Origin of the sequence: Pseudomonas sp. SWRI77, from assembly GCF_014269105.1 — a bacterium.
GTDB lineage: Bacteria > Pseudomonadota > Gammaproteobacteria > Pseudomonadales > Pseudomonadaceae > Aquipseudomonas > Aquipseudomonas capeferrum.
The window spans coordinates 45,522-64,983 of the sequence record NZ_JABWRV010000012.1 but is presented as its reverse complement, the minus strand read 5'-3'; the positions used below and the strand labels follow the sequence as shown (position 1 = coordinate 64,983).

17 protein-coding genes and 1 pseudogene are annotated in these 19,462 nt (G+C 63.1%); 7 read left to right on the top strand and 11 right to left on the bottom strand.

Annotation, left to right across the window (positions count from 1 at the left end; genetic code table 11):
• Positions 1 to 66: 66 nt before the first annotated feature.
• The 5 genes from HU766_RS13705 to trxA form a co-directional block, all read right to left on the bottom strand.
• Positions 67 to 717, bottom strand: a complete 651-nt coding sequence (locus tag HU766_RS13705; RefSeq protein WP_186657648.1) for a gamma-glutamylcyclotransferase — start codon at positions 715 to 717, stop codon at positions 67 to 69.
• Between the two features lie 246 nt (positions 718 to 963).
• A complete protein-coding gene (locus HU766_RS13700) occupies positions 964 to 1,932 on the bottom strand; it encodes a CDP-6-deoxy-delta-3,4-glucoseen reductase (RefSeq protein ID WP_033702191.1) in 969 nt (322 codons plus the stop codon).
• Positions 1,932 to 3,398 (bottom strand): 4-hydroxy-3-polyprenylbenzoate decarboxylase, encoded by a 1,467-nt coding sequence (ubiD, locus tag HU766_RS13695; RefSeq protein ID WP_033702193.1) that lies wholly within the window; start codon positions 3,396 to 3,398, stop codon positions 1,932 to 1,934. Before ubiD ends, HU766_RS13700 begins: the two co-directional genes overlap by 1 nt.
• Positions 3,399 to 3,588: 190 nt before the next feature.
• The gene (gene rho, locus HU766_RS13690) at positions 3,589 to 4,848 is read right to left on the bottom strand and encodes a transcription termination factor Rho (protein WP_003253661.1); all 1,260 of its coding nucleotides are present in this window, start codon (positions 4,846 to 4,848) and stop codon (positions 3,589 to 3,591) included.
• 228 nt (positions 4,849 to 5,076) lie between these two features.
• On the bottom strand, positions 5,077 to 5,403 hold the full coding sequence (gene trxA, locus HU766_RS13685) for a thioredoxin TrxA (RefSeq protein WP_186657633.1): 327 nt from the start codon (positions 5,401 to 5,403) through the stop codon (positions 5,077 to 5,079).
• Positions 5,404 to 5,648: 245 nt separating this feature from the next.
• On the opposite strand from trxA, the gene ppx reads away from it, so the two are divergent.
• Positions 5,649 to 7,151 (top strand): exopolyphosphatase, encoded by a 1,503-nt coding sequence (gene ppx / locus HU766_RS13680; protein ID WP_033702200.1) that lies wholly within the window; start codon positions 5,649 to 5,651, stop codon positions 7,149 to 7,151.
• On the opposite strand, the gene ppk1 is transcribed toward ppx, so the two are convergent.
• Positions 7,138 to 9,387 (bottom strand): polyphosphate kinase 1, encoded by a 2,250-nt coding sequence (ppk1, locus tag HU766_RS13675; RefSeq protein ID WP_033702202.1) that lies wholly within the window; start codon positions 9,385 to 9,387, stop codon positions 7,138 to 7,140. The two genes, ppx and ppk1, sit on opposite strands and share 14 nt — an antisense overlap.
• A gap of 216 nt (positions 9,388 to 9,603) precedes the next feature.
• Here ppk1 and HU766_RS13670 point away from each other — a divergent pair, with 216 nt between their 5' ends.
• On the top strand, positions 9,604 to 10,248 hold the full coding sequence (locus HU766_RS13670; protein WP_186657619.1) for a DedA family protein: 645 nt from the start codon (positions 9,604 to 9,606) through the stop codon (positions 10,246 to 10,248).
• Between the two features lie 501 nt (positions 10,249 to 10,749).
• On the opposite strand, the pseudogene HU766_RS26210 reads toward HU766_RS13670, so the two are convergent.
• Positions 10,750 to 11,376: pseudogene (locus HU766_RS26210) on the bottom strand (sterol desaturase family protein); the annotation flags it as partial.
• A gap of 112 nt (positions 11,377 to 11,488) precedes the next feature.
• Between HU766_RS26210 and elbB the strand changes: the two are divergent.
• Positions 11,489 to 12,157, top strand: coding sequence for an isoprenoid biosynthesis glyoxalase ElbB (elbB, locus tag HU766_RS13660; protein ID WP_186657616.1), 669 nt, complete (start codon positions 11,489 to 11,491; stop codon positions 12,155 to 12,157).
• Between the two features lie 174 nt (positions 12,158 to 12,331).
• Here elbB and HU766_RS13655 read toward each other — a convergent pair whose 3' ends face one another.
• Complete coding sequence (locus HU766_RS13655) at positions 12,332 to 12,787, bottom strand: YaiI/YqxD family protein (protein WP_033702205.1); 456 nt, start codon at positions 12,785 to 12,787, stop codon at positions 12,332 to 12,334.
• Between the two features lie 198 nt (positions 12,788 to 12,985).
• On the opposite strand from HU766_RS13655, the gene HU766_RS13650 reads away from it, so the two are divergent.
• On the top strand, positions 12,986 to 15,841 hold the full coding sequence (locus tag HU766_RS13650) for a class I adenylate cyclase (protein WP_186657603.1): 2,856 nt from the start codon (positions 12,986 to 12,988) through the stop codon (positions 15,839 to 15,841).
• Positions 15,842 to 15,872: 31 nt separating this feature from the next.
• Here HU766_RS13650 and rnk read toward each other — a convergent pair whose 3' ends face one another.
• The 3 genes from rnk to cyaY form a co-directional block, all read right to left on the bottom strand.
• Positions 15,873 to 16,283, bottom strand: coding sequence for a nucleoside diphosphate kinase regulator (gene rnk / locus HU766_RS13645; protein ID WP_033702208.1), 411 nt, complete (start codon positions 16,281 to 16,283; stop codon positions 15,873 to 15,875).
• A gap of 132 nt (positions 16,284 to 16,415) precedes the next feature.
• On the bottom strand, positions 16,416 to 16,628 hold the full coding sequence (locus HU766_RS13640) for a DUF1289 domain-containing protein (protein ID WP_095063924.1): 213 nt from the start codon (positions 16,626 to 16,628) through the stop codon (positions 16,416 to 16,418).
• 1 nt (position 16,629) lies between these two features.
• Positions 16,630 to 16,962: an iron donor protein CyaY gene (gene cyaY / locus HU766_RS13635; RefSeq protein WP_186657601.1), complete on the bottom strand. Its 333-nt coding sequence runs from the start codon at positions 16,960 to 16,962 to the stop codon at positions 16,630 to 16,632.
• Between the two features lie 191 nt (positions 16,963 to 17,153).
• Between cyaY and HU766_RS13630 the strand changes: the two genes are divergently transcribed.
• The 3 genes from HU766_RS13630 to dapF are packed head-to-tail and all read left to right on the top strand — an operon-like array spanning position 17,154 to position 19,461.
• On the top strand, positions 17,154 to 17,369 hold the full coding sequence (locus HU766_RS13630; protein WP_033702214.1) for a lipoprotein: 216 nt from the start codon (positions 17,154 to 17,156) through the stop codon (positions 17,367 to 17,369).
• A gap of 9 nt (positions 17,370 to 17,378) precedes the next feature.
• Complete coding sequence (gene lysA / locus HU766_RS13625) at positions 17,379 to 18,626, top strand: diaminopimelate decarboxylase (RefSeq protein WP_033702216.1); 1,248 nt, start codon at positions 17,379 to 17,381, stop codon at positions 18,624 to 18,626.
• Between the two features lie 4 nt (positions 18,627 to 18,630).
• Entirely contained in the window at positions 18,631 to 19,461 is an 831-nt protein-coding gene (dapF, locus tag HU766_RS13620) for a diaminopimelate epimerase (protein WP_033702218.1), read from the top strand.
• Position 19,462 lies beyond the last annotated feature (1 nt).

Here is a 19,462-nt window from a genome sequence, read left to right as displayed (position 1 = left end):
CCTCTTCGCGGGGCAAGCCCGCTCCCACAACCTGAAGACCGCAGAGAACCTGAGCAACTGTCTTGCTCAAACTTCGCGCAGGTTATGGCAGCGCCTGAACCGCGCCTCCAGGTTGCGATCCGGCATCTGGTGAGTGCGCAAAGCGTTCAAGGTCTGTTCCACATACTCGCGCGTGGTGCCATACCGCCCTTTGGCACTGGCAAGGATCTGGCTGAGCAGCGTATCTGGCAGATTCCCCGCATAGCACGGCAAGTGGCGCTCCAGCACAAAACCCAAGGCCTGCACCTTGCTGCCATCCCCCAACCGGCAACTGAGCCAGTGCGGGCGGTAGGCCGGGTAAGGCATCTCCCTCTGCCACAGCGCCATCAGCGACTCATCCAGGTTGCTTTCTTCCAGCCGATAGGCAAAACCGCTGCACGACCCGCCACGGTCCAGGCCGAACACCAGGCCCGGTGTTTCCGGCGTGCCACGGTGCTCGTGCGACCACAGGTACAGCCCACGGTGGTAACCATGCACCCGCGCCCGCTGACGCTCAACCGAACTGCACTCCGGGCGCCAGATCAACGAGCCATAGGCAAACAACCACACGGGCCCGCCTTCATGGCGTGACATGGTCATGTGCATGGAGTTGATCAATTGCTCGCGGGTCAATTGCTGGCCGAAGTCGAGCGCCGGAGGGTAAGAACTATTCCAGGATAACTGTTGAAGTGCCGACATAAGCTGCCGCCATTATTCCCCGTGAACTACTGTCGTAGCGAGCGTCGCTGTGTGCCAGGGCCTGCGCCCCGCACCCAAGGTACCTGGATTAACCTTAGGATATAAACAGGCCACTACTCAAGCCCCGCAGCTAAAGATTCACGCGAACTTCCGACAGTTGGAGCGCATTGTTTCAAGCCGGGTGAAAGTTATGAGCCAAGGCGGTAACAATTACCGCCTTATACCCAGTGGTTCAAACTTCGGTTATTAGCCACGCGGCGCGTAGGCAAATACATCCGCGCGCATGCGGTGCGCATCCATGCCCGCCTCGACCAGCGCATCGAGGGTGGCATAGACCATGTTGGGCGAGCCGCTGGCATACACATGCACGGTATTGAGGTCAGGGATGTCTTCGCAAACCGCCTCGTGCAGCATGCCGCACCGGCCTTCCCACCCGCACAGGTCACTGACGACCTTGTGCAGGAACAGGTTGGGCAAGTGCTGCCATTGGTCCCAGTGCTCGATCTGGTAGAAATCCTCGGGCCGGCGCACCCCCCAGTACAGGTGTACCGGATGCTTGAAGCCCTGGGCGCGGCAGTGCTCGACCAGGCTGTGCATCTGGCCCATCCCCGTACCGGCAGCGATCAGCACCAGCGGGCCGTCTGGCAGCTCGGCCAGGTGCGCATCGCCGAACGGCAGTTCGATACGTGCCAGGCGATCGCGCTGCAATTGCTCGATCAACTGCAGTGCGCTGGGTTCACGCGCCAGCACGTGCAGCTCCAGCTCACGCCCACCGTGGGGGGCCGAGGCCAGGGAGAACGCCGCCTGCTTGCCGCCTTCACGCTCGATCATCAGATACTGCCCGGCGTGATAACGCGGCGGCTTGCCCGCAGGCGCACGCAGGCGCACGCGCCAGACGTCGCCACCGACGTCGACGCATTCGCTCACGCTGCACGCCAGCTTGCGCACTGGCAGCTCGCCCAGGGCGAGCACACCATCCCAGAGCAACACGCAATCCTCCAGCGGTTCGGCAATGCAGGTGAACAGCTCGCCATGGTCGCGTACTTCGCCGTTCTGGCGGACGCTCCCTTCTACCAGCAAAGCGGCGCAGACATGGCAATTGCCATTGCGGCAGCTGTTGGGGCAGTCATAGCCCAGCCGCCGCGCTCCATCCAGGATCCGTTCCCCGGGTTCGAGCGCCAGCACTGCCCCGGACGGCTGCAACGTTACCTGCATCAATCTATTCCCAACTGATCCCACAGCTCATCGATACGGCGGGTGACGGCTTCGTCCTTGACGATGACCCGCCCCCATTCGCGTGTAGTCTCGCCCGGCCACTTGTGGGTGGCATCCAGGCCCATCTTCGATCCCAACCCCGACACCGGCGACGCGAAGTCCAGGTAGTCGATCGGGGTGTTGTCGATCATCACCGTATCACGCTTGGGGTCCATGCGCGTGGTGATGGCCCAGATCACGTCATTCCAGTCGCGGGCGTTGATGTCGTCGTCGGTGACGATAACAAACTTGGTGTACATGAACTGTCGCAGGAACGACCACACCCCCAGCATCACGCGCTTGGCGTGGCCTGGGTACTGCTTTTTCATGGTCACCACCGCCATGCGGTACGAACAACCTTCCGGCGGCAGGTAGAAGTCGACGATCTCCGGGAACTGCTTCTGCAGGATCGGCACGAACACTTCGTTCAGCGCCACCCCGAGAATGGCCGGCTCATCGGGCGGGCGGCCGGTGTAGGTGCTGTGGTAGATCGGTTTTTGCCGGTGAGTGATGCGCTCGACCGTGAACACCGGGAAGCTGTCCACTTCGTTGTAGTAACCGGTGTGGTCGCCATAGGGGCCTTCGGGCGCCATTTCGCCAGGGTGGATCACCCCTTCGAGGATGATCTCGGCGGTGGCCGGCACCTGCAGGTTGCTGCCACGGCACTTGACCAGCTCGGTGCGGTTGCCACGCAGCAGGCCGGCGAAGGCGTACTCGGACAGGGTATCCGGCACGGGCGTCACCGCCCCAAGAATGGTCGCCGGGTCTGCGCCCAGCGCCACAGCAACCGGGAACGGCTGGCCGGGGTGCTTCTCGCACCATTCGCGGTAGTCCAGCGCGCCACCGCGGTGGCTCAGCCAGCGCATGATGACCTTGTTGCGGCCGATGACCTGCTGGCGGTAGATACCCAGGTTCTGGCGGTCCTTGTTGGGGCCGCGGGTCACGGTCAGGCCCCAGGTGATCAGCGGCGCCACATCGCCTGGCCAGCAATGCTGGATCGGCAGCTGGCCGAGGTCGACGTCGTCACCTTCGACCACCACCTCCTGGCACACGGCATCCTTGACCACCTTGGGCGCCATCGACACGACCTTCTTGAAGATCGGCAGTTTCGACCAGGCGTCCTTCAGGCCCTTCGGCGGCTCGGGCTCCTTGAGGAAGGCCAGCAACTTGCCGATTTCGCGCAGCTCTTCGACCGACTCGGCGCCCATGCCCATGGCCACCCGTTCTGGCGTACCGAACAGGTTGCCCAGCACCGGGATGTCGTAGCCGGTGGGCTTCTCGAACAGCAACGCCGGGCCCTTGGCACGCAGGGTGCGGTCGCAGACCTCGGTCATTTCCAGGACGGGAGAAATCGGAACCTGGATGCGCTTGAGTTCGCCGCGCTGTTCCAGGCCACGGATGAAGTCGCGCAAGTCGCGATACTGCATGCAGGAGCCTCGTGTTGGCCGTATCGGTCGGGGTGCAGAGTGTAGCGCCTAAGAGGGCAAAATGGCCAAGGGAGTCTGGGCCGCGCGCAGTCTCACCGACTGGCCTGCGTTCAGGGGGCTGGCTAACGATCTTTTGTGACAAGCAGCAAAAAGCCGGGTTTCCCCGGCTTTTTGTATGATGCAGCGAAGCTTACTTGCGCTTCATCGACAAGAAGAACTCGTCGTTGGTCTTGGTCTGCTTGAGCTTGTCGACCAGGAACTCGATGGCGGCGATTTCGTCCATCGGGTGCAGCAGCTTGCGCAGGATCCACATGCGCTGCAGTTCGTCGTCGGCAGTCAGCAGCTCTTCACGGCGGGTGCCGGAGCGGTTGATGTTGATGGCCGGGAACACACGCTTCTCGGCGATGCGACGGTCCAGGGGCAGCTCCATGTTGCCGGTACCCTTGAACTCTTCGTAGATCACTTCGTCCATCTTCGAGCCGGTTTCAACCAGCGCGGTGGCGATGATGGTCAGCGAGCCGCCTTCCTCGATGTTACGCGCGGCACCGAAGAAGCGCTTCGGCTTCTCCAGGGCATGGGCGTCGACACCACCGGTGAGGACCTTGCCGGAGCTCGGGATCACGGTGTTGTAGGCACGCGCCAGGCGGGTGATGGAGTCGAGCAGGATGACCACATCCTTCTTGTGCTCGACCAGGCGCTTGGCCTTCTCGATCACCATTTCGGCAACCTGCACGTGGCGGGTCGGCGGCTCGTCGAAGGTCGAGGCAACCACTTCGCCGCGCACGGTGCGCTGCATTTCGGTCACTTCTTCCGGGCGCTCGTCGATCAGCAGGACGATCAGGTGGCACTCGGGGTTGTTCCGGGTGATGTTCGCCGCGATGTTCTGCAGCATGATCGTTTTACCCGCTTTCGGCGGGGCGACGATCAGGCCACGCTGGCCCTTGCCGATCGGTGCACACAGGTCGATGACACGGCCGGTCAAGTCTTCGGTGGAACCGTTGCCGGCTTCCATCTTCAGACGCTTGTTGGGGAACAGCGGCGTCAAGTTTTCGAACAGGATCTTGTTCTTCGCGTTTTCAGGGCGATCGAAGTTGATCGTGTCGACCTTCAGCAGGGCGAAGTAACGCTCCCCTTCCTTCGGCGGGCGGATCTTGCCGACGATGGTGTCGCCGGTACGCAGGTTGAAACGGCGGATCTGGCTGGGCGAGACGTAGATGTCGTCGGGGCCGGCCAGGTAGGACGCATCAGCCGAACGCAGGAAACCGAAACCATCCTGGAGAATCTCCAGCACGCCGTCACCCGAGATCTCTTCGCCGCTTTTCGCGTGCTTTTTCAGCAGGGCGAAAATCACGTCCTGTTTGCGCGAACGGGCCATGTTTTCGATGCCCATCTGTTCGGCCATTTCCAGCAGATCGGTAATCGGCTTTTGCTTGAGTTCAGTCAGGTTCATAAGGGGAGTGACGTAATCATGTATGAAGGGAGGATTAAGCTTCTGGCTTAATGAAGCCGCGCCGCTAGAAGGCGATAGGATCGCGCACAGATTCTAATTAGGAGTGCGTCGGCGACGGCGTGCAGGGGGCACTGGAGAAGCAGTGCGAGGCCGAATGTAACACTTGCTTTTTTCGACGTCTAGTGGGTTGGAAAAGAAAAGCCCCGGTTTTTCCGGGGCTTTTTCACATCACAGGTGGGCGTCGAGGAACGCGGCCAATTGCGATTTGGACAGTGCGCCGACCTTGGTGGCCTCGACGTTGCCGTTCTTGAACAGCATCAGCGTTGGGATGCCACGCACGCCGTGCTTGGCGGGGGTTTCCTGGTTCTCGTCGATGTTCAGCTTGGCGACGGTCAGTTTGCCCTCGTAAGTGCTGGCGATGTCGTCCAGGACTGGAGCGATCATTTTGCATGGGCCGCACCATTCAGCCCAGTAGTCAACCAGCACCGGGCCTTGAGCCTGCAGTACGTCGGCTTCGAAGCTGGCGTCGGTGACGTGTTTGATTTTGTCGCTCATGGAAATCTCCAAGGTCGTAAGCTAAAAAACGTTGCCCATCATAGCCGCACCCACGCCCTACAGGAAGTCGCGGGCGATTGAGTGTAACTATAGTGGTGCAAGACGCCGCGAATCGAAAACTGTCATACGTGTGTCATAACATCGAATGGCACATTGCCTTGCATCAAGCCTTGGCGTGCCACGCGTTGGCGACAGCCCCGTATCGTGGCACGATTGCCAGGTTAACGACCGAGAACATCCAGATCATGCCGCATACCAACGCGAAGAACCTGTCTCTGATCGCCGCCATCGACCTTGGCTCCAACAGTTTTCACATGGTCGTGGCCAAGGCCCACCACACCGAGATCCGCATTCTCGAACGGCTGGGGGAAAAGGTTCAGCTGGCCGCCGGCATCGACGAAGAGCGCAAGCTCAGCGAAGAAGCCATGCAACGAGGCCTCGATTGCCTCAAGCGCTTCGCCCAGTTGATCAACGGCCTGCCTGCGGGCGCCGTGCGCATCGTTGGCACCAACGCACTGCGCGAAGCGCGCAACCGTAACGAATTCATCCAGCGCGCCGAGGCCATTCTCGGCCACCCGGTGGAGGTGATTTCCGGCCGTGAGGAAGCCCGCCTGATCTACCTGGGCGTCTCCCACACCCTGGCCGACAATCCGGGCAAGCGCCTGGTCGCCGACATTGGCGGCGGCAGTACCGAGTTCATCATCGGCCAGCGTTTCGAGCCGCTGCTGCGCGAGAGCCTGCAGATGGGCTGCGTCAGTTTTACCCAGCGCTACTTCCGCGACGGCAAGATCACCCCGGCGCGCTATGCCCAGGCCTACACCGCCGCACGCCTGGAACTGATGAGCATCGAAAACGCCCTGCACCGCCTGACCTGGGACGAAGCCATCGGCTCGTCCGGCACCATTCGCGCCATCGGCGCAGCCATCAAGGCCAGTGGCCTGGGCAATGGCGAGGTCAACGCCGAGGGGCTGGCGTGGGTCAAACGCAAGCTGTTCAAGCTGGGTGAGGTCGACAAGATCGACTTCGACGGGGTCAAGCCAGACCGGCGCACTATCTTCCCGGCTGGCCTTGCGATTCTCGAGGCGATCTTCGATGCCCTCGAGCTGCAACGCATGGATCACTGCGACGGCGCCCTGCGCGAAGGCGTGCTGTTCGACCTGCTTGGCCGCCATCATCACGAAGACGTGCGCGAGCGCACCCTCAACTCATTGATGGAGCGCTACCACGTTGACCAAGGCCAGGCCGCGCGCGTCGAGCGCAAGGCATTGCATGCCTTCGACCAAGTGGCCAAAGCCTGGAAGCTGGAAGACGGAAATTGGCGCGATCTTCTGGGTTGGGCGGCGAAAGTGCATGAAGTTGGGCTGGATATTGCCCACTACCACTACCACAAGCACGGCGCCTACCTGATCGAACATTCCGACCTGTCAGGCTTCTCCCGCGAGGACCAGCAGATGATGGCCCTGCTGGTGCGCGGCCATCGCCGCAACATCCCCAGAGACAAATTCGCCGAGTTCGGCGATGAAGGCGTGCAGCTGATTCGCCTGTGCGTGCTGCTGCGCTTCGCCATCCTGTTCCACCACATTCGTGGTACCCAACAGATGCCGAAAGTGCAGCTGCAAGCCGGCGACAACAGCCTCGAAGTGGTCTTCCCGCAGGGTTGGCTGGAGCAACACCAGCTGACCCAGGCCGACTTCGCCAACGAGGCGGAGTGGCTAGCCCGGGTCGGCTTCGTCCTCAGCGTACGTTGAGCACCGGGTTGCTCAGGCGCTCCAGCAGGGTCGCCTGGGCACTGCGCGGGTTCTGGTTGCCGGTCGGGGTGCTGCGCACGTAGCGCCCGTCCGACTGCAGCGTCCAGGCATGGGTGTTGTCGGTCAGGTAGCTTTCCAGCTCCTTCTTCACCCGCAGCAACAGCTTCTTGCCTTCGACCGGGAAGCACGTCTCGACGCGCTTGTCGAGGTTGCGTTCCATCCAGTCGGCACTGGACAGGTAGATCTGCTCCTCGCCACCATTGAGGAAGTAGAACACCCGGGTGTGCTCCAGGAAGCGGCCGATGATCGAGCGCACGTGAATGTTGTGCGAAACCCCCGCAATCCCTGGCCGCAGGCAGCACATGCCGCGCACCACCAGGTCGATGCGCACGCCGGACTGGCTGGCCTTGTACAGCGCCTTGATGACCTTGGCGTCGGTCAGCGAGTTGAACTTGGCGATGATGTGCGCAGGCTTGCCTTCGAGCGCGAACTGAGTCTCGCGCGCAATCATGTCGAGCATGCCCTTCTTCAGGGTGAACGGCGCGTGCAGCAGCTTCTTCATGCGCAGGGTCTTGCCCATGCCGATCAACTGGCTGAACAACTTGCCGACGTCCTCGGTCAGAGCGTCGTCGGACGTCAGCAGGCTGTAGTCGGTGTACAAACGGGCGTTGCCAGCGTGGTAGTTACCGGTGCCCAGGTGCGCATAACGCACGATTTCACCGTGCTCGCGGCGCAGGATCAACATCATCTTGGCGTGGGTCTTGAACCCGACCACACCGTAGATCACCACCGCACCCGCAGCTTGCAGGCGGCTGGCCATCTGCAGGTTGGACTCTTCGTCGAAGCGCGCGCGCAATTCGATCACCGCAGTGACCTCCTTGCCGTTACGGGCGGCGTCCACCAGCGCGTCGACGATCTCCGAGTTGGCACCGGAGCGGTACAGGGTCTGGCGCACGGCGAGCACATGCGGGTCCTTGGCAGCCTGGCGCAGCAGGTCGACCACCGGCGTGAAGGACTCAAACGGGTGCATCAGCAGGATGTCCTGCTTGCTGATCACACTGAAGATGTTGTCGGCGTTCACCAGCAGCTTGGGGATCGCCGGGGTGAACGGCGTGTATTGCAGCTGCGGGTGGCTGTCGAGGCCGGTGATGCTGAACAGGCGGGTCAGGTTGACCGGGCCGTTGACCTGGTACAGCTCGCTCTCGCTCAGGCTGAACTGTTTTAGCAGGTAATCCGAGAGGTGTTTCGGGCAGGTATCGGCCACCTCGAGGCGCACGGCGTCACCATAGCGGCGCGAGAACAGCTCGCCGCGCAGGGCGCGAGCCAGGTCGTCGACCTCTTCGGAGTCCAGCGCCAGGTCGGCGTTACGGGTCAGGCGGAACTGGTAGCAGCCCTTGACCTTCATGCCCTGGAACAGGTCGTCGGCGTGAGCGTGAATCATCGACGACAGGAACACGTAGTTGGCACCTGGGCCACCGACCTCTTCAGGCACCCGGATGACCCGCGGCAACAGGCGCGGCGCCGGGATGATCGCCAGCCCCGAGTCGCGGCCGAAGGCATCGACGCCTTCGAGCTCGACGATGAAGTTGAGGCTCTTGTTCACCAGCAAAGGGAACGGGTGGGTCGGGTCGAGGCCGATCGGGGTGATGATCGGGGCGATCTCGTCGCGGAAGAAGCGCCGCACCCAGGTCTTGAGCTTGGGCGTCCAGTGACGGCGGCGGATAAAGCGGATGTGGTGCTTTTCCAGCTCCGGCAGCAGCACATCGTTGAGGATGGCGTACTGGCGGTCCACCTCCGAGTGCACCAGCTCGCTGATGCGCGCCAGCGCCTGGTGCGGCTGCAGCCCGTCGGCACCGGCCTGTTCGCGGGCGAAGTTGATCTGCTTCTTGAGGCCGGCGACGCGGATCTCGAAGAACTCGTCGAGGTTGCTGGAGAAGATCAGCAGGAATTTCAGGCGTTCGAGCAGCGGGTAGCTCTCGTCCAGCGCCTGCTCCAGTACCCGAATGTTGAACTGCAGCTGCGACAGCTCGCGATGAATGTACAGGCTGCTGTCGTCAAGGCCGGGGACGGCGATCGCCGGTGCCGGCGCAGGGGCCGGTGCCGCAGCCTCGACCACCGGCGCAGGTTCTGGCTCGGGCTCTGGCGCCGGCGGCAGGTCTGGCGGGGTCTGCACCATCTCTTCGGGGACGGCCTGGGCGTCCTTGATCGCGACAGGGGTGAGCACTTCATTATTCATCTGGACGTTCCTGGAGGACGTTAACGCCCTATCATCAATTGAGCGGGACGATAAGCGGCCATTATGACGCCTGTGTTACACCCACTGGCAAGCCTGCGACTTGTGGCCGAAGGCATTGTCCTTGTAGGAAATGTTCACGTCGAGACACATTTGGACACTTTCATCCACGCGCGCGAAGGGGTAGGCTGCGCGTTCATTTCGCCAGCACCTCAGAAAATGCTTCAACAATTCCTGCAGGATTTCGGCTACTTCGCCCTTTTTCTAGGCACCTTCTTTGAAGGCGAGACCATCCTGGTGCTTGCGGGTTTTCTTGCGTTCCGCGGCTACATGGACATCAAGCTGGTGTGCCTGGTGGCCTTCCTGGGCAGCTATGCTGGCGACCAACTGTGGTACTTCATGGGCCGTCGCCATGGGCGCAAGATCCTGGCACGCAAGCCGCGCTGGCAGGCCATGGGTGATCGGGCGCTGGACCACATTCGCCGCCACCCCGATATCTGGGTGCTGAGTTTTCGCTTCGTCTATGGCCTGCGCACGGTGATGCCGGTGGCCATTGGCCTGTCGGGCTATCCGCCGCGCCGCTACCTGCTGCTCAACGGCCTCGGCGCCGCCATCTGGGCGTTGGCCCTGGGTACTGCGGCCTATCACTTCGGCGCTATCCTCGAAGGCCTGCTGGGTAATGTGAAGCGATACGAGCTATGGGTGCTCGGCGGCCTGCTGTTGCTTGGCGCCCTGCTCTGGCTGCGCCGGCGCTTTCGCACCATGCGCGCCGAGCGCAAGGCGGCCGCACTGGGCCAAGCCGCAGACGCTGAGCAGGCTGTAGACCAGGAGCAGGAACCACCCCAGCGGCGTGATCACCGCTAAACCCAGTGCGCCAGCCAAGTACAGCGCTGGCGCATTCGACAGCAACCGCAGCCACTCCAGGCGCCTGGCCCACGGCCGATTCTCAAGCAGCGTGCCAAGCACGAACAGGCCCACGGCCATGACCGACCAGCCCAGCACCAGTGCGGCGCCCGGCACGCGCTCTGCCACTTCCATCAAGTAGCTGCCCACGGCCACGTAGACGACGAACTGCACCGCTACGTAAGCCTGCTGCGCCCGCCCCAGGGCTACCTCGAACTTGCGAAACAGCGCCAGGTCCGGCTTGGCCTGCGGATAGCGCGCCGCGACATCGGCCGGGCGCCAGCCCGTGGGCATGAACCAGATCCGCAGCTTGTCCCACACGCGCTGGGTACGCCGGGCATCGCTCCACAGCTGGGCGTAGAACTGCAGGTTGGCCCACAACGGGTTCCAGCTGGCCAGTGGCGTGGTCACCCCGAATACCACCGGCTCGTCCGGGTCTTCTTCCTTGAACGTGCCGAACAGGCGGTCCCAGAGAATGAACACGCCGCCGTAATTGCGATCCAAGTAAACAGGATTTTGCGCATGGTGGACGCGATGGTTGGATGGCGTGATCAGTATCCACTCGAGCCAGCCCAGCTTGGGAATGTGCCGGGTGTGCACCCAGAACTGGTACAGCAGGTTCAGCGACGCCACGGTGATGAACACCAGCGGCGGCACGCCGACCAGCGCCAACGGCAGGTAGAAGACCCACGCAAAGATGAACCCGCTGCTGGTCTGGCGCAGCGCCGTGGTGAGGTTGTACTCCTCGCTCTGGTGGTGCACCGAATGAGCTGCCCACAGCACGTTGCGCTCATGCCCCAGGCGGTGCAGCCAGTAGTAGCAGAAGTCGTAAAGCACAAAGGCCAGCACCCACACCCACCATGCCTGTTGCGGCAGGCGCAACAACGCCAGGTGCTCCCAGGCCAGGGCATAGGTCACCAGCCCTACACCTTTGGTCAGCAGGCCGGTACTGGTCGACAAGGCGCCCGTACTCAGGCTGTTGATCGAGTCGGCCAAGGTGAAATTGCGCTGGCCGCGCACGCGGTCGGCCACCAGCTCGGCGGCAATCAATACGAAGAAGAACGGCACGGCCAGCAGTATCAGGTCCATGGCAACGACCTCAGGCGTTATCCACCAAGATTAGGCCGCAACTGCGGGAACCCCTATGGCTACATCTGCCAAACTAGAGGACATTTAGCGCCTCGACACTGGAGTAATGAGCATGACAAAAAAAGTAGCGGTGATTCTTTCAGGCTGTGGCGTGTATGACGGCGCCGAAATCCACGAAAGCGTGATCACCCTGCTGCGCCTCGACCAGCGCGGGGCGCAGGTGCAGTGCTTTGCGCCGAACATCGCGCAGATGCATGTGATCGATCACCTGACCGGCGAGCCAATGCCCGAGTCGCGCAATGTACTGGTGGAGTCGGCACGTATCGCCCGCGGTGAGGTCAAGGACATCCTCGACGCCAATGCCGAAGACTTCGACGCACTGATCGTGCCCGGTGGTTTTGGCGCGGCAAAAAACCTGTCCAACTTTGCCGTCGAGGGCGCCAACTGCAGCGTCAACCCGGACGTGCTGGCCCTGGCCGAAGCCTTCGCCGACGCCTGCAAGCCGGTCGGGCTGATCTGCATCTCGCCAGCGCTGGCAGCGAAAATCTATGGCCCGGGTGTGGTGTGCACCATCGGCAACGATGCCGGTACCGCTGCAGCAGTGGAAAAAATGGGCGGCAAGCATGAAGAATGCGATGTGCACGATATCGTCGAAGACACCCAGCGCAAGCTGGTGACGACCCCGGCATACATGGTGGCGAAATCGATCAGCGAGGCGGCGGGCGGGATCTACAAGCTGGTGGATCGCGTGCTGGAACTGACCCACGAGAACGACCAGTAACCCCCGGCCTGCACCCTCTTTGTAGGAGCGGCCTTGCGTCGCGAAAGGGGCGCGGAGCGGCCCCGGGTTTTCGGGTGCCAGCAAGAACGTAGGGGGCCGCTCCGCGCCCCTTTCCGACCGGTCCGGCGCCCCGGCCTTGCCGCTCCTACAAAAACCAAAACCCGCGCTCGCGCGTCAGGGGCCCTTGGACAAGCGCGCGATGATGCGGTCCAGTGCATTGGCGAACGCCTGTTTCTCCCGCTCGCCATAAGGCGCCTGCCCTCCTCCAACCTGCCCCTGCTCGCGCAATTCGGTGAACAGGTTGCGCGCCGCCAGCCGATCACCCATGTTGCGCTCGTCAAACTCACGCCCCCGTGGGTCCAGCGCCGCCACGCCTTTCTTGACCAGCCGATCGGCCAGCGGCACGTCGCTGCAGATCACCAGTTCGCCAGGCGCGGCGTTGTCGACCAGGTAATCATCAGCCGCATCCATGCCGCTGGGCACCACGATCAGCCGCACACAGGCAAAGGCCGGCTTGCTTTGCGCCTGGCCCGCCACCATCACCACCTCGAGTTTGCGCTTGAGGGCAAACTTGACGATCAAGTCCTTGGCCGGCTTGGGGCAGGCGTCAGCATCGATCCATACACGCATCGGGAAACACCTCTAAATCAGCGCGACTACGCTCATGCCTCACATCATGCCCCAAGCGTGGCAAAAGCTGGAGCTGCCTGGCCGGCACAAGGCATACCGGCGCTTGAAAAATGGCGTCAACAATCCATTTAGCGCTTATCCGAGTGCGTCACTCAGGCTAAACTCGCCGCAGCCCCACTGGCCTGCCCCGAGTGTGCAATGAACCACCCCCACGAAATCCGCCCCGACCTGGACGAAGGCATCGACCGCAAGGTCCTGGCGACATTACGGGCGCGGTTCCTGCAGCTCAATCAAGGCCGTTTGCAGCGTGCGAGGGAGGGGCTGTCGACGCGCCAGCAGCAGGTACTGACGTTGTTGCCGCTGCTGTTCCACGTCAATCACCCGCTGCTGCCCGGCTATGTCTCGGGCAGCACCCCTGCCGGGGTGGCCGGCTTCGAGCCTGGCGCAGAACGGGTCGCCGAAGCCCAGCGCCTGGCACGCTCGTTTGCCTACAAGGCTCGCCAGGGGCACGCACCGCGCCCGATCCATGGGCTGTTCCTGATGGGCAGCCTTGGCTCCCTGGCCCAGGCCGAACTGAGCGACATGGACTTCTGGGTCTGCCACGCGCCTGACCTGGGCGACAGCCAGCTGGACGAGCTTCGGCGCAAATGCCAGTTGCTGGAAACCTGGGCCGCCAGCCTGGGGGCCGAGGCACACTTCTTTTTGATCGACCCACAAGGCTTTGCTCAAGGCGAGCGGGATGGCCAGCTCGGCTCCGACGACTGTGGCACCACCCAGCATTACCTGCTGCTCGACGAGTTCTATCGCACCGCCATCTGGCTGGCCGGGCGTACGCCCCTGTGGTGGCTGGTGCCGGTGTATGAAGAGCACAACTACAGGGCCTACACCCAGACCTTGCTCAGCAAGCGCTTCATCCGCAGCCAGGACGTGCTCGACCTTGGCAACTTGGCGCATATCCCGCCCGGCGAGTTCGTCGGTGCTGGGCTGTGGCAGCTGTTCAAGGGCATCGACTCGCCTTACAAATCGCTGCTCAAGCTGCTGTTGACCGAAGCCTACGCCAGTGAGCACCCCGCCGTACGCTGCCTGAGCCTGGACTACAAGCAAGCGGTGTTCGCCAACCAGCTCGACCTCGACGCGCTGGACCCCTACGTGATGGTCTACCGGCGCATCGAGCAGTACCTGCACCAACGCGGCGAGCCGGTACGCCTCGAACGGGTAAGGCGCAGCCTGTACCTGAAGGTGAACAAGAAACTCAGCGACCAGGTGCGCGGCAACGGTTGGCAGCGCCAGCTGCTACAGCGCCTGGCAGACGAATGGGGCTGGGACGAGCGCCAACTGGCCCTGCTCGATAGCCGCAGCCAATGGAAAGTCGGCCAGGTGGCCGTCGAGCGCCGCGAACTGGTGGCCGAACTGAACCACAGCTACCGCTTCCTCAGCCAGTTCGCCCAGACCCGCAACGCCAGCAGCCGCGCCGATCAGCGTGACCTGAATGTGCTGGGGCGGCGCCTGTATGCCGCCTTCGAACGCCGAGCCGGCAAGACCGAGGTGATCAACCCGGGGATTGCCCCGGACCTGGCCGAGGGCACCCTCACCCTGGTCCAGGCCCCCAATCGCAAGGAGCCCGGCAGCCATCACTGGGAACTGTACACAGGCAACCTGAGCACCCACGAAGTGGAGCACTTCAGCCCGATCAAACGCTGCCGCGAACTGCTCGAACTACTGACCTGGGCCCATCGCAATGGCGTGATCGACAGCAGCACGCGCTTCGCCCTGCACCCTGGTGCCAGCGATCTCAGGGAGCTCGAACTGTTCAACCTGCTGGGCAGCCTGCAGCAGGCCATCGACCTGCCGCTGCCCACCGTCAGCGAAGTCCGCCTGCTGCAGCCCAGCGTGGCCGACGACATCCTGTTGCTGGTCAACGTCGGCGTCGACCCACTGCGCCACCACCGCGACCTGAACATCCTGATGACCACCGAGCGCACCGACTCGTTGAGCTACGCCGGCGTGCGCGAAAACCTGGTGCTGACGCTCGACCAGGTCACCCTCAACAGCTGGAGCGAGGTGCTGGTGCAGCGCTACGACGGTGAGCACGCGCTGCTGCGCTGCCTGCGCGACTACCTCAACAGCCTCGGCCAGCGTGGCCATCGCCCACGGCTGCGGGTGCGCTGCTTCTGCCACAACCGCGCGCAGGCCATCGAACAGCGGGTCGAGGACATTTTCGCCACGGTGCAACGGCTGCTCGACCAGGGTGCCAAGCACCGCTACGTGCTACAGGTGGCCCAGCACACCCACGTGCTGGAGCTTCTGCCCGGCCAGGTCAGCCTGGCGACCCTGGGCGACCATGAGGCCGTGCTGGACTGCCTGAGCGAAGAGCGCAGCGTCTACAGCCCGCTGCACCTGGACGCCAATGCCCTGCAGGACCACGACCTGCCACTGGTACTGGAGCGCGGCCGGCCCGCTTGCATCCAGGTGTTCTATCGCCTGTTGGGTGACTGGGCCGACCTGTATGTGCTGGATGAGTACAACGCGTTGTGGCAGCAACGCTTGCCACTGCAGGATGAAGCCCACTTGCTGCTGCCGCTGCAACGCTTTTTGCGCTCTGTGCTGATGCGCCGCGATGCGCAACTGCCGCTCGACAGCCTGGGGGCGGCTTCGCTGGATATCCGCTATGGGCAGTTGCTGCCTTCAGGCACAGGCAAGGCCCGCAGCATCGAGCCGCGCCTGGCGCCGGTGGACGGCAGCGACCAGCCTTTCTATGAGGTCCAGGCCATCATTCAGGCCGGGGCAGCGGGCGCCGTGCAGGTCACCTTGTACTGTGACCAACAGGAGTTTTCCGAACTGGATCATGGTGACCAGCTGTACGCAGTGGTCGCGCGGCAGATCATCGGCCAACGGCGCAATGCCGGGCATTACCGCTGCTACATCACCGACCTGGATTTGTCCGAGCTACTGGGGGACGAGCTGGGGGCGACCGTGTTGTATCTGCGCTACAAGCGGGAGCTGGAGCAGGCGTTGAACGAGGGGTTGGAGCAGGTGCAGGCGATGGGTTTCTGAATAGTAGGGGGCGCTTTGCGCCCCCAAAGGCTCACAGGTCGAAATCACCCGCCGCTTCCGGCTGGTACTCAACCGCCACCAGCTTCAATTTCAGCGTCTTGCCGCCGGGCGCCGGCCAGTCGATCTGCTCGCCCACCGTCAGGCCCAGCAATGCGCAACCAATTGGCGCCAGGATCGAGACCTTGCCTTCGCCGCCGGCATCCTTTGGATACACCAGGGTCAGGTGGTAATCCTTGCCACTGGCCTCTTCACGGCAGTGCACGCGCGAGTTCATGGTCACCACGCCGGCCGGTACTTCCTCATGACCGACAACCTTCTCAGCGCGGTCCAGCTCGTCCTGCAGGGCGAGCACACCCGGCGTACTTTCGTCGAGGCTGTCGATCAGACGCTCCAGACGTTGTACGTCCAATCGGGTGAGGGTGAGGGAAGGCTTGGTGCTCATGATCCAGTCAGACTCCATTGAACAGGCGGTTTTCTGTGGGCAAATAAAGCAAAACCCCGCCCAAGGGCGGGGTTTGTGAATGCTTTGGCGTCACCGACGCATAACCCGACACTACCACAGCCGGGCAAATACTCAAGCCCGCGCGCGCAAGGCCTCGGCTTCCTGGCAGATCTGCCGGCGCCGCTGGTCATCTGCAGAGCGCCATTCGCGGATGTGCTCCACATGGCGATGACAGCCGGTGCAGACGCGCTGCTCGTCCAGGCGGCAGACACTGATGCACGGCGATTTCACGGCGGTGCTGACATTGCTGTAAAGCGGCTTGGGCGGCCGCGGCTGCTCACTCATCTCAGATCTCGTCGAAGTCCAGCTCAACGCCGGCGCACTCCCCGACGAGGCGTACAAGCATCTCGCCGAGCAGCTCGTCGGTCTTCTCGCAGGTCCACTTCTTGCTCTCTTCATCGTAGTCGAAGTGGAAACCACCGGACTTGGCAGCCAGCCACAACTGGCGCAGCGGCTCCTGACGGCTGAAGATCAGCTGGCTGCCGTTGTCGAACTTGATGGTCAGGACGCCGGCGGAGTTTTCCATGTCCAGGTCCAAGTCGCTGTCGTCGAACAGGTCTTCCAGCGCCTGTTGGGTCGCGTCGACCAGATCATGGAAACGCGCTTCGCTCAAACTCATTGCAGGAACCTCGAAATTGGCTGCGTGACAGGCAAGCCGGGCAAGATACGGGCGCTTGGCGCTGAATGCAAAGATTAGCCATTGAAGGCAGCAAGAATAGCCCGCCCGGCGGACCGGCCCTTGCATAGGCAATCCGCCGGTCGCTCGGTATACTCGGGCGCAATACTGCATATTTCAAAGGATTTCACCCAATGAAGCGCCTGATTTCCTCCCTCGCGGCGCTGGTCGCTGTTGCCTGCCTCGTTTCTGCCTGCGGCCAGAAAGGCCCCCTGTACCTGCCGGAAGACGGCAAGGACGGCAAGGACACCCGCAAATCGCACCAGCACCAGCCCAAAGCCAAGCCGGCCCAGACGCAAGAACAGCAGCCCGAGCTGCAATCCGAGCCCGAGCAGTCGCCAGCGCAGTAAGGAAATCAGATGAACGCTTTCAACTACCGCGACGGTGAACTGTTCGCGGAAGGCGTGGCCCTGTCGGCCATCGCCGAACGCTTCGGCACCCCCACCTACGTGTACTCGCGCGCCCACATCGAGGCCCAGTACCGCAGCTATGCCGACGCGCTGGACGGCATTTCCAGCCTGGTCTGCTTTGCCGTCAAGGCCAACTCCAACTTGGGCGTGCTGAACGTCCTGGCGCGCCTGGGCGCAGGCTTCGACATCGTCTCCGGCGGTGAACTGGAGCGCGTACTGGCCGCTGGCGGGCGCGCGGATCGCGTGGTGTTCTCGGGTGTCGGCAAAACCCGCGAAGACATGCGCCGCGCCCTCGAAGTCGGCGTGCACTGCTTCAACGTCGAGTCCACCGACGAGCTTGAGCGCCTGCAGGTGGTGGCTGCCGAGATGGGCAAAGTCGCCCCGGTCTCGCTGCGGGTCAACCCGGACGTCGATGCCGGTACCCACCCGTACATCTCCACCGGCCTCAAAGAAAACAAGTTCGGCATCGCCATCGCTGACGCCGAAGCCATCTACGTGCGCGCCGCGCAGCTGCCGAACCTGGACGTGGTCGGTGTCGACTGCCACATCGGCTCGCAGTTGACCACCGTCGAACCGTTCCTCGATGCCCTCGACCGCCTGCTGGACCTGGTCGACCGCCTCGCCGACTGCGGCATCCACCTGCGCCACCTGGACCTGGGTGGCGGCGTGGGCGTGCGCTACCGCGATGAAGAGCCGCCTTTGGTGGCCGACTACATCAAGGCCATCCGCGAGCGCGTCGGCGACCGCGACCTGGCCCTGGTATTCGAGCCAGGCCGCTACATCGTGGCCAACGCCGGTGTCCTGCTGACCCGTGTCGAGTACCTCAAGCACACCGAACACAAGGACTTCGCCATTATCGATGCGGCGATGAACGACCTGATCCGCCCGGCCCTGTACCAGGCCTGGATGGGCGTCAGCGCGGTTACCCCACGCGAAGGCCAGGGCCGCGCCTATGACCTGGTCGGGCCGATCTGCGAAACCGGCGACTTCATCGCCAAGGACCGCGAGCTGAACCTGGCAGAAGGCGATCTGCTGGCCGTGCAGTCTGCTGGCGCCTATGGTTTTGTCATGAGCTCGAACTACAACACCCGTGGCCGCTGCGCCGAAATCCTGGTCGACGGCGACCAGGCATTCGAAGTGCGCCGCCGCGAGACCATCGCCGAACTGTATGCTGGCGAAAGCCTGCTGCCGGAGTGAGCCCATGCTGCTGCGTTTCACCAAGATGCATGGGCTGGGCAATGACTTCATGGTCCTCGACCTGGTCAGCCAGCACGCACATATCCAGCCCAAGCATGCCAAGCAATGGGGCGACCGCCATACCGGCATCGGTTTCGACCAGTTGCTGATCGTCGAGGCGCCGAACAATCCGGAAGTGGACTTCCGCTACCGGATTTTCAACGCCGACGGCTCCGAGGTCGAGCAGTGCGGCAACGGCGCGCGCTGCTTCGCCCGCTTCGTGCTGGACAAACGCCTGACCGCGAAAAAACGCATCCGCGTGGAAACCAAAAGCGGCATCATCGAGCTGGACGTGCAGAACGACGGCCAGGTGAGTGTCGACATGGGCCCTCCGCGCCTGGTGCCGGCCGAAATCCCCTTCGTCGCCGACGAGCAGGCATTGAGTTACCCACTGGAGGTCGACGGCGAGGTCTATTCGATCGCCGCAGTGTCCATGGGCAACCCACATGCCGTGCTGCGTGTCGATGACGTACATACTGCGCCCGTGCACGCACTGGGCCCGAAGATCGAAAACCATCCGCGCTTCCCGCAGCGGGTCAACGCTGGCTTCATCCAGGTCATCGACCGTCACCGTGCCAACCTGCGGGTCTGGGAACGCGGCGCGGGCGAAACCCAGGCCTGCGGCACCGGCGCCTGCGCCGCGGCCGTGGCGGCTATCAGCCAGGGCTGGATGGACTCACCGGTAAGCCTTGACCTGCCGGGTGGCCGCCTGCACATCGAATGGGCCGGCCCCGGCAAGCCCGTGCTGATGACCGGCCCGGCCGTACGCGTCTACGAAGGACAGGTTCGTCTCTAAG

Excerpts from the sequence above, each read along its gene's own strand:
- HU766_RS13705 (WP_186657648.1), bottom strand. The coding sequence starts at position 717 with ATGTCGGCACTTCAACAGTTATCCTGGAATAGTTCTTACCCTCCGGCG.
- HU766_RS13700 (WP_033702191.1), bottom strand. The coding sequence starts at position 1,932 with ATGCAGGTAACGTTGCAGCCGTCCGGGGCAGTGCTGGCGCTCGAACCC.
- ubiD (WP_033702193.1), bottom strand. The coding sequence starts at position 3,398 with ATGCAGTATCGCGACTTGCGCGACTTCATCCGTGGCCTGGAACAGCGC.
- rho (WP_003253661.1), bottom strand. The coding sequence starts at position 4,848 with ATGAACCTGACTGAACTCAAGCAAAAGCCGATTACCGATCTGCTGGAA.
- trxA (WP_186657633.1), bottom strand. The coding sequence starts at position 5,403 with ATGAGCGACAAAATCAAACACGTCACCGACGCCAGCTTCGAAGCCGAC.
- ppx (WP_033702200.1), top strand. The coding sequence starts at position 5,649 with ATGCCGCATACCAACGCGAAGAACCTGTCTCTGATCGCCGCCATCGAC.
- ppk1 (WP_033702202.1), bottom strand. The coding sequence starts at position 9,387 with ATGAATAATGAAGTGCTCACCCCTGTCGCGATCAAGGACGCCCAGGCC.
- HU766_RS13670 (WP_186657619.1), top strand. The coding sequence starts at position 9,604 with ATGCTTCAACAATTCCTGCAGGATTTCGGCTACTTCGCCCTTTTTCTA.
- elbB (WP_186657616.1), top strand. The coding sequence starts at position 11,489 with ATGACAAAAAAAGTAGCGGTGATTCTTTCAGGCTGTGGCGTGTATGAC.
- HU766_RS13655 (WP_033702205.1), bottom strand. The coding sequence starts at position 12,787 with ATGCGTGTATGGATCGATGCTGACGCCTGCCCCAAGCCGGCCAAGGAC.
- HU766_RS13650 (WP_186657603.1), top strand. The coding sequence starts at position 12,986 with ATGAACCACCCCCACGAAATCCGCCCCGACCTGGACGAAGGCATCGAC.
- rnk (WP_033702208.1), bottom strand. The coding sequence starts at position 16,283 with ATGAGCACCAAGCCTTCCCTCACCCTCACCCGATTGGACGTACAACGT.
- HU766_RS13640 (WP_095063924.1), bottom strand. The coding sequence starts at position 16,628 with ATGAGTGAGCAGCCGCGGCCGCCCAAGCCGCTTTACAGCAATGTCAGC.
- cyaY (WP_186657601.1), bottom strand. The coding sequence starts at position 16,962 with ATGAGTTTGAGCGAAGCGCGTTTCCATGATCTGGTCGACGCGACCCAA.
- HU766_RS13630 (WP_033702214.1), top strand. The coding sequence starts at position 17,154 with ATGAAGCGCCTGATTTCCTCCCTCGCGGCGCTGGTCGCTGTTGCCTGC.
- lysA (WP_033702216.1), top strand. The coding sequence starts at position 17,379 with ATGAACGCTTTCAACTACCGCGACGGTGAACTGTTCGCGGAAGGCGTG.
- dapF (WP_033702218.1), top strand. The coding sequence starts at position 18,631 with ATGCTGCTGCGTTTCACCAAGATGCATGGGCTGGGCAATGACTTCATG.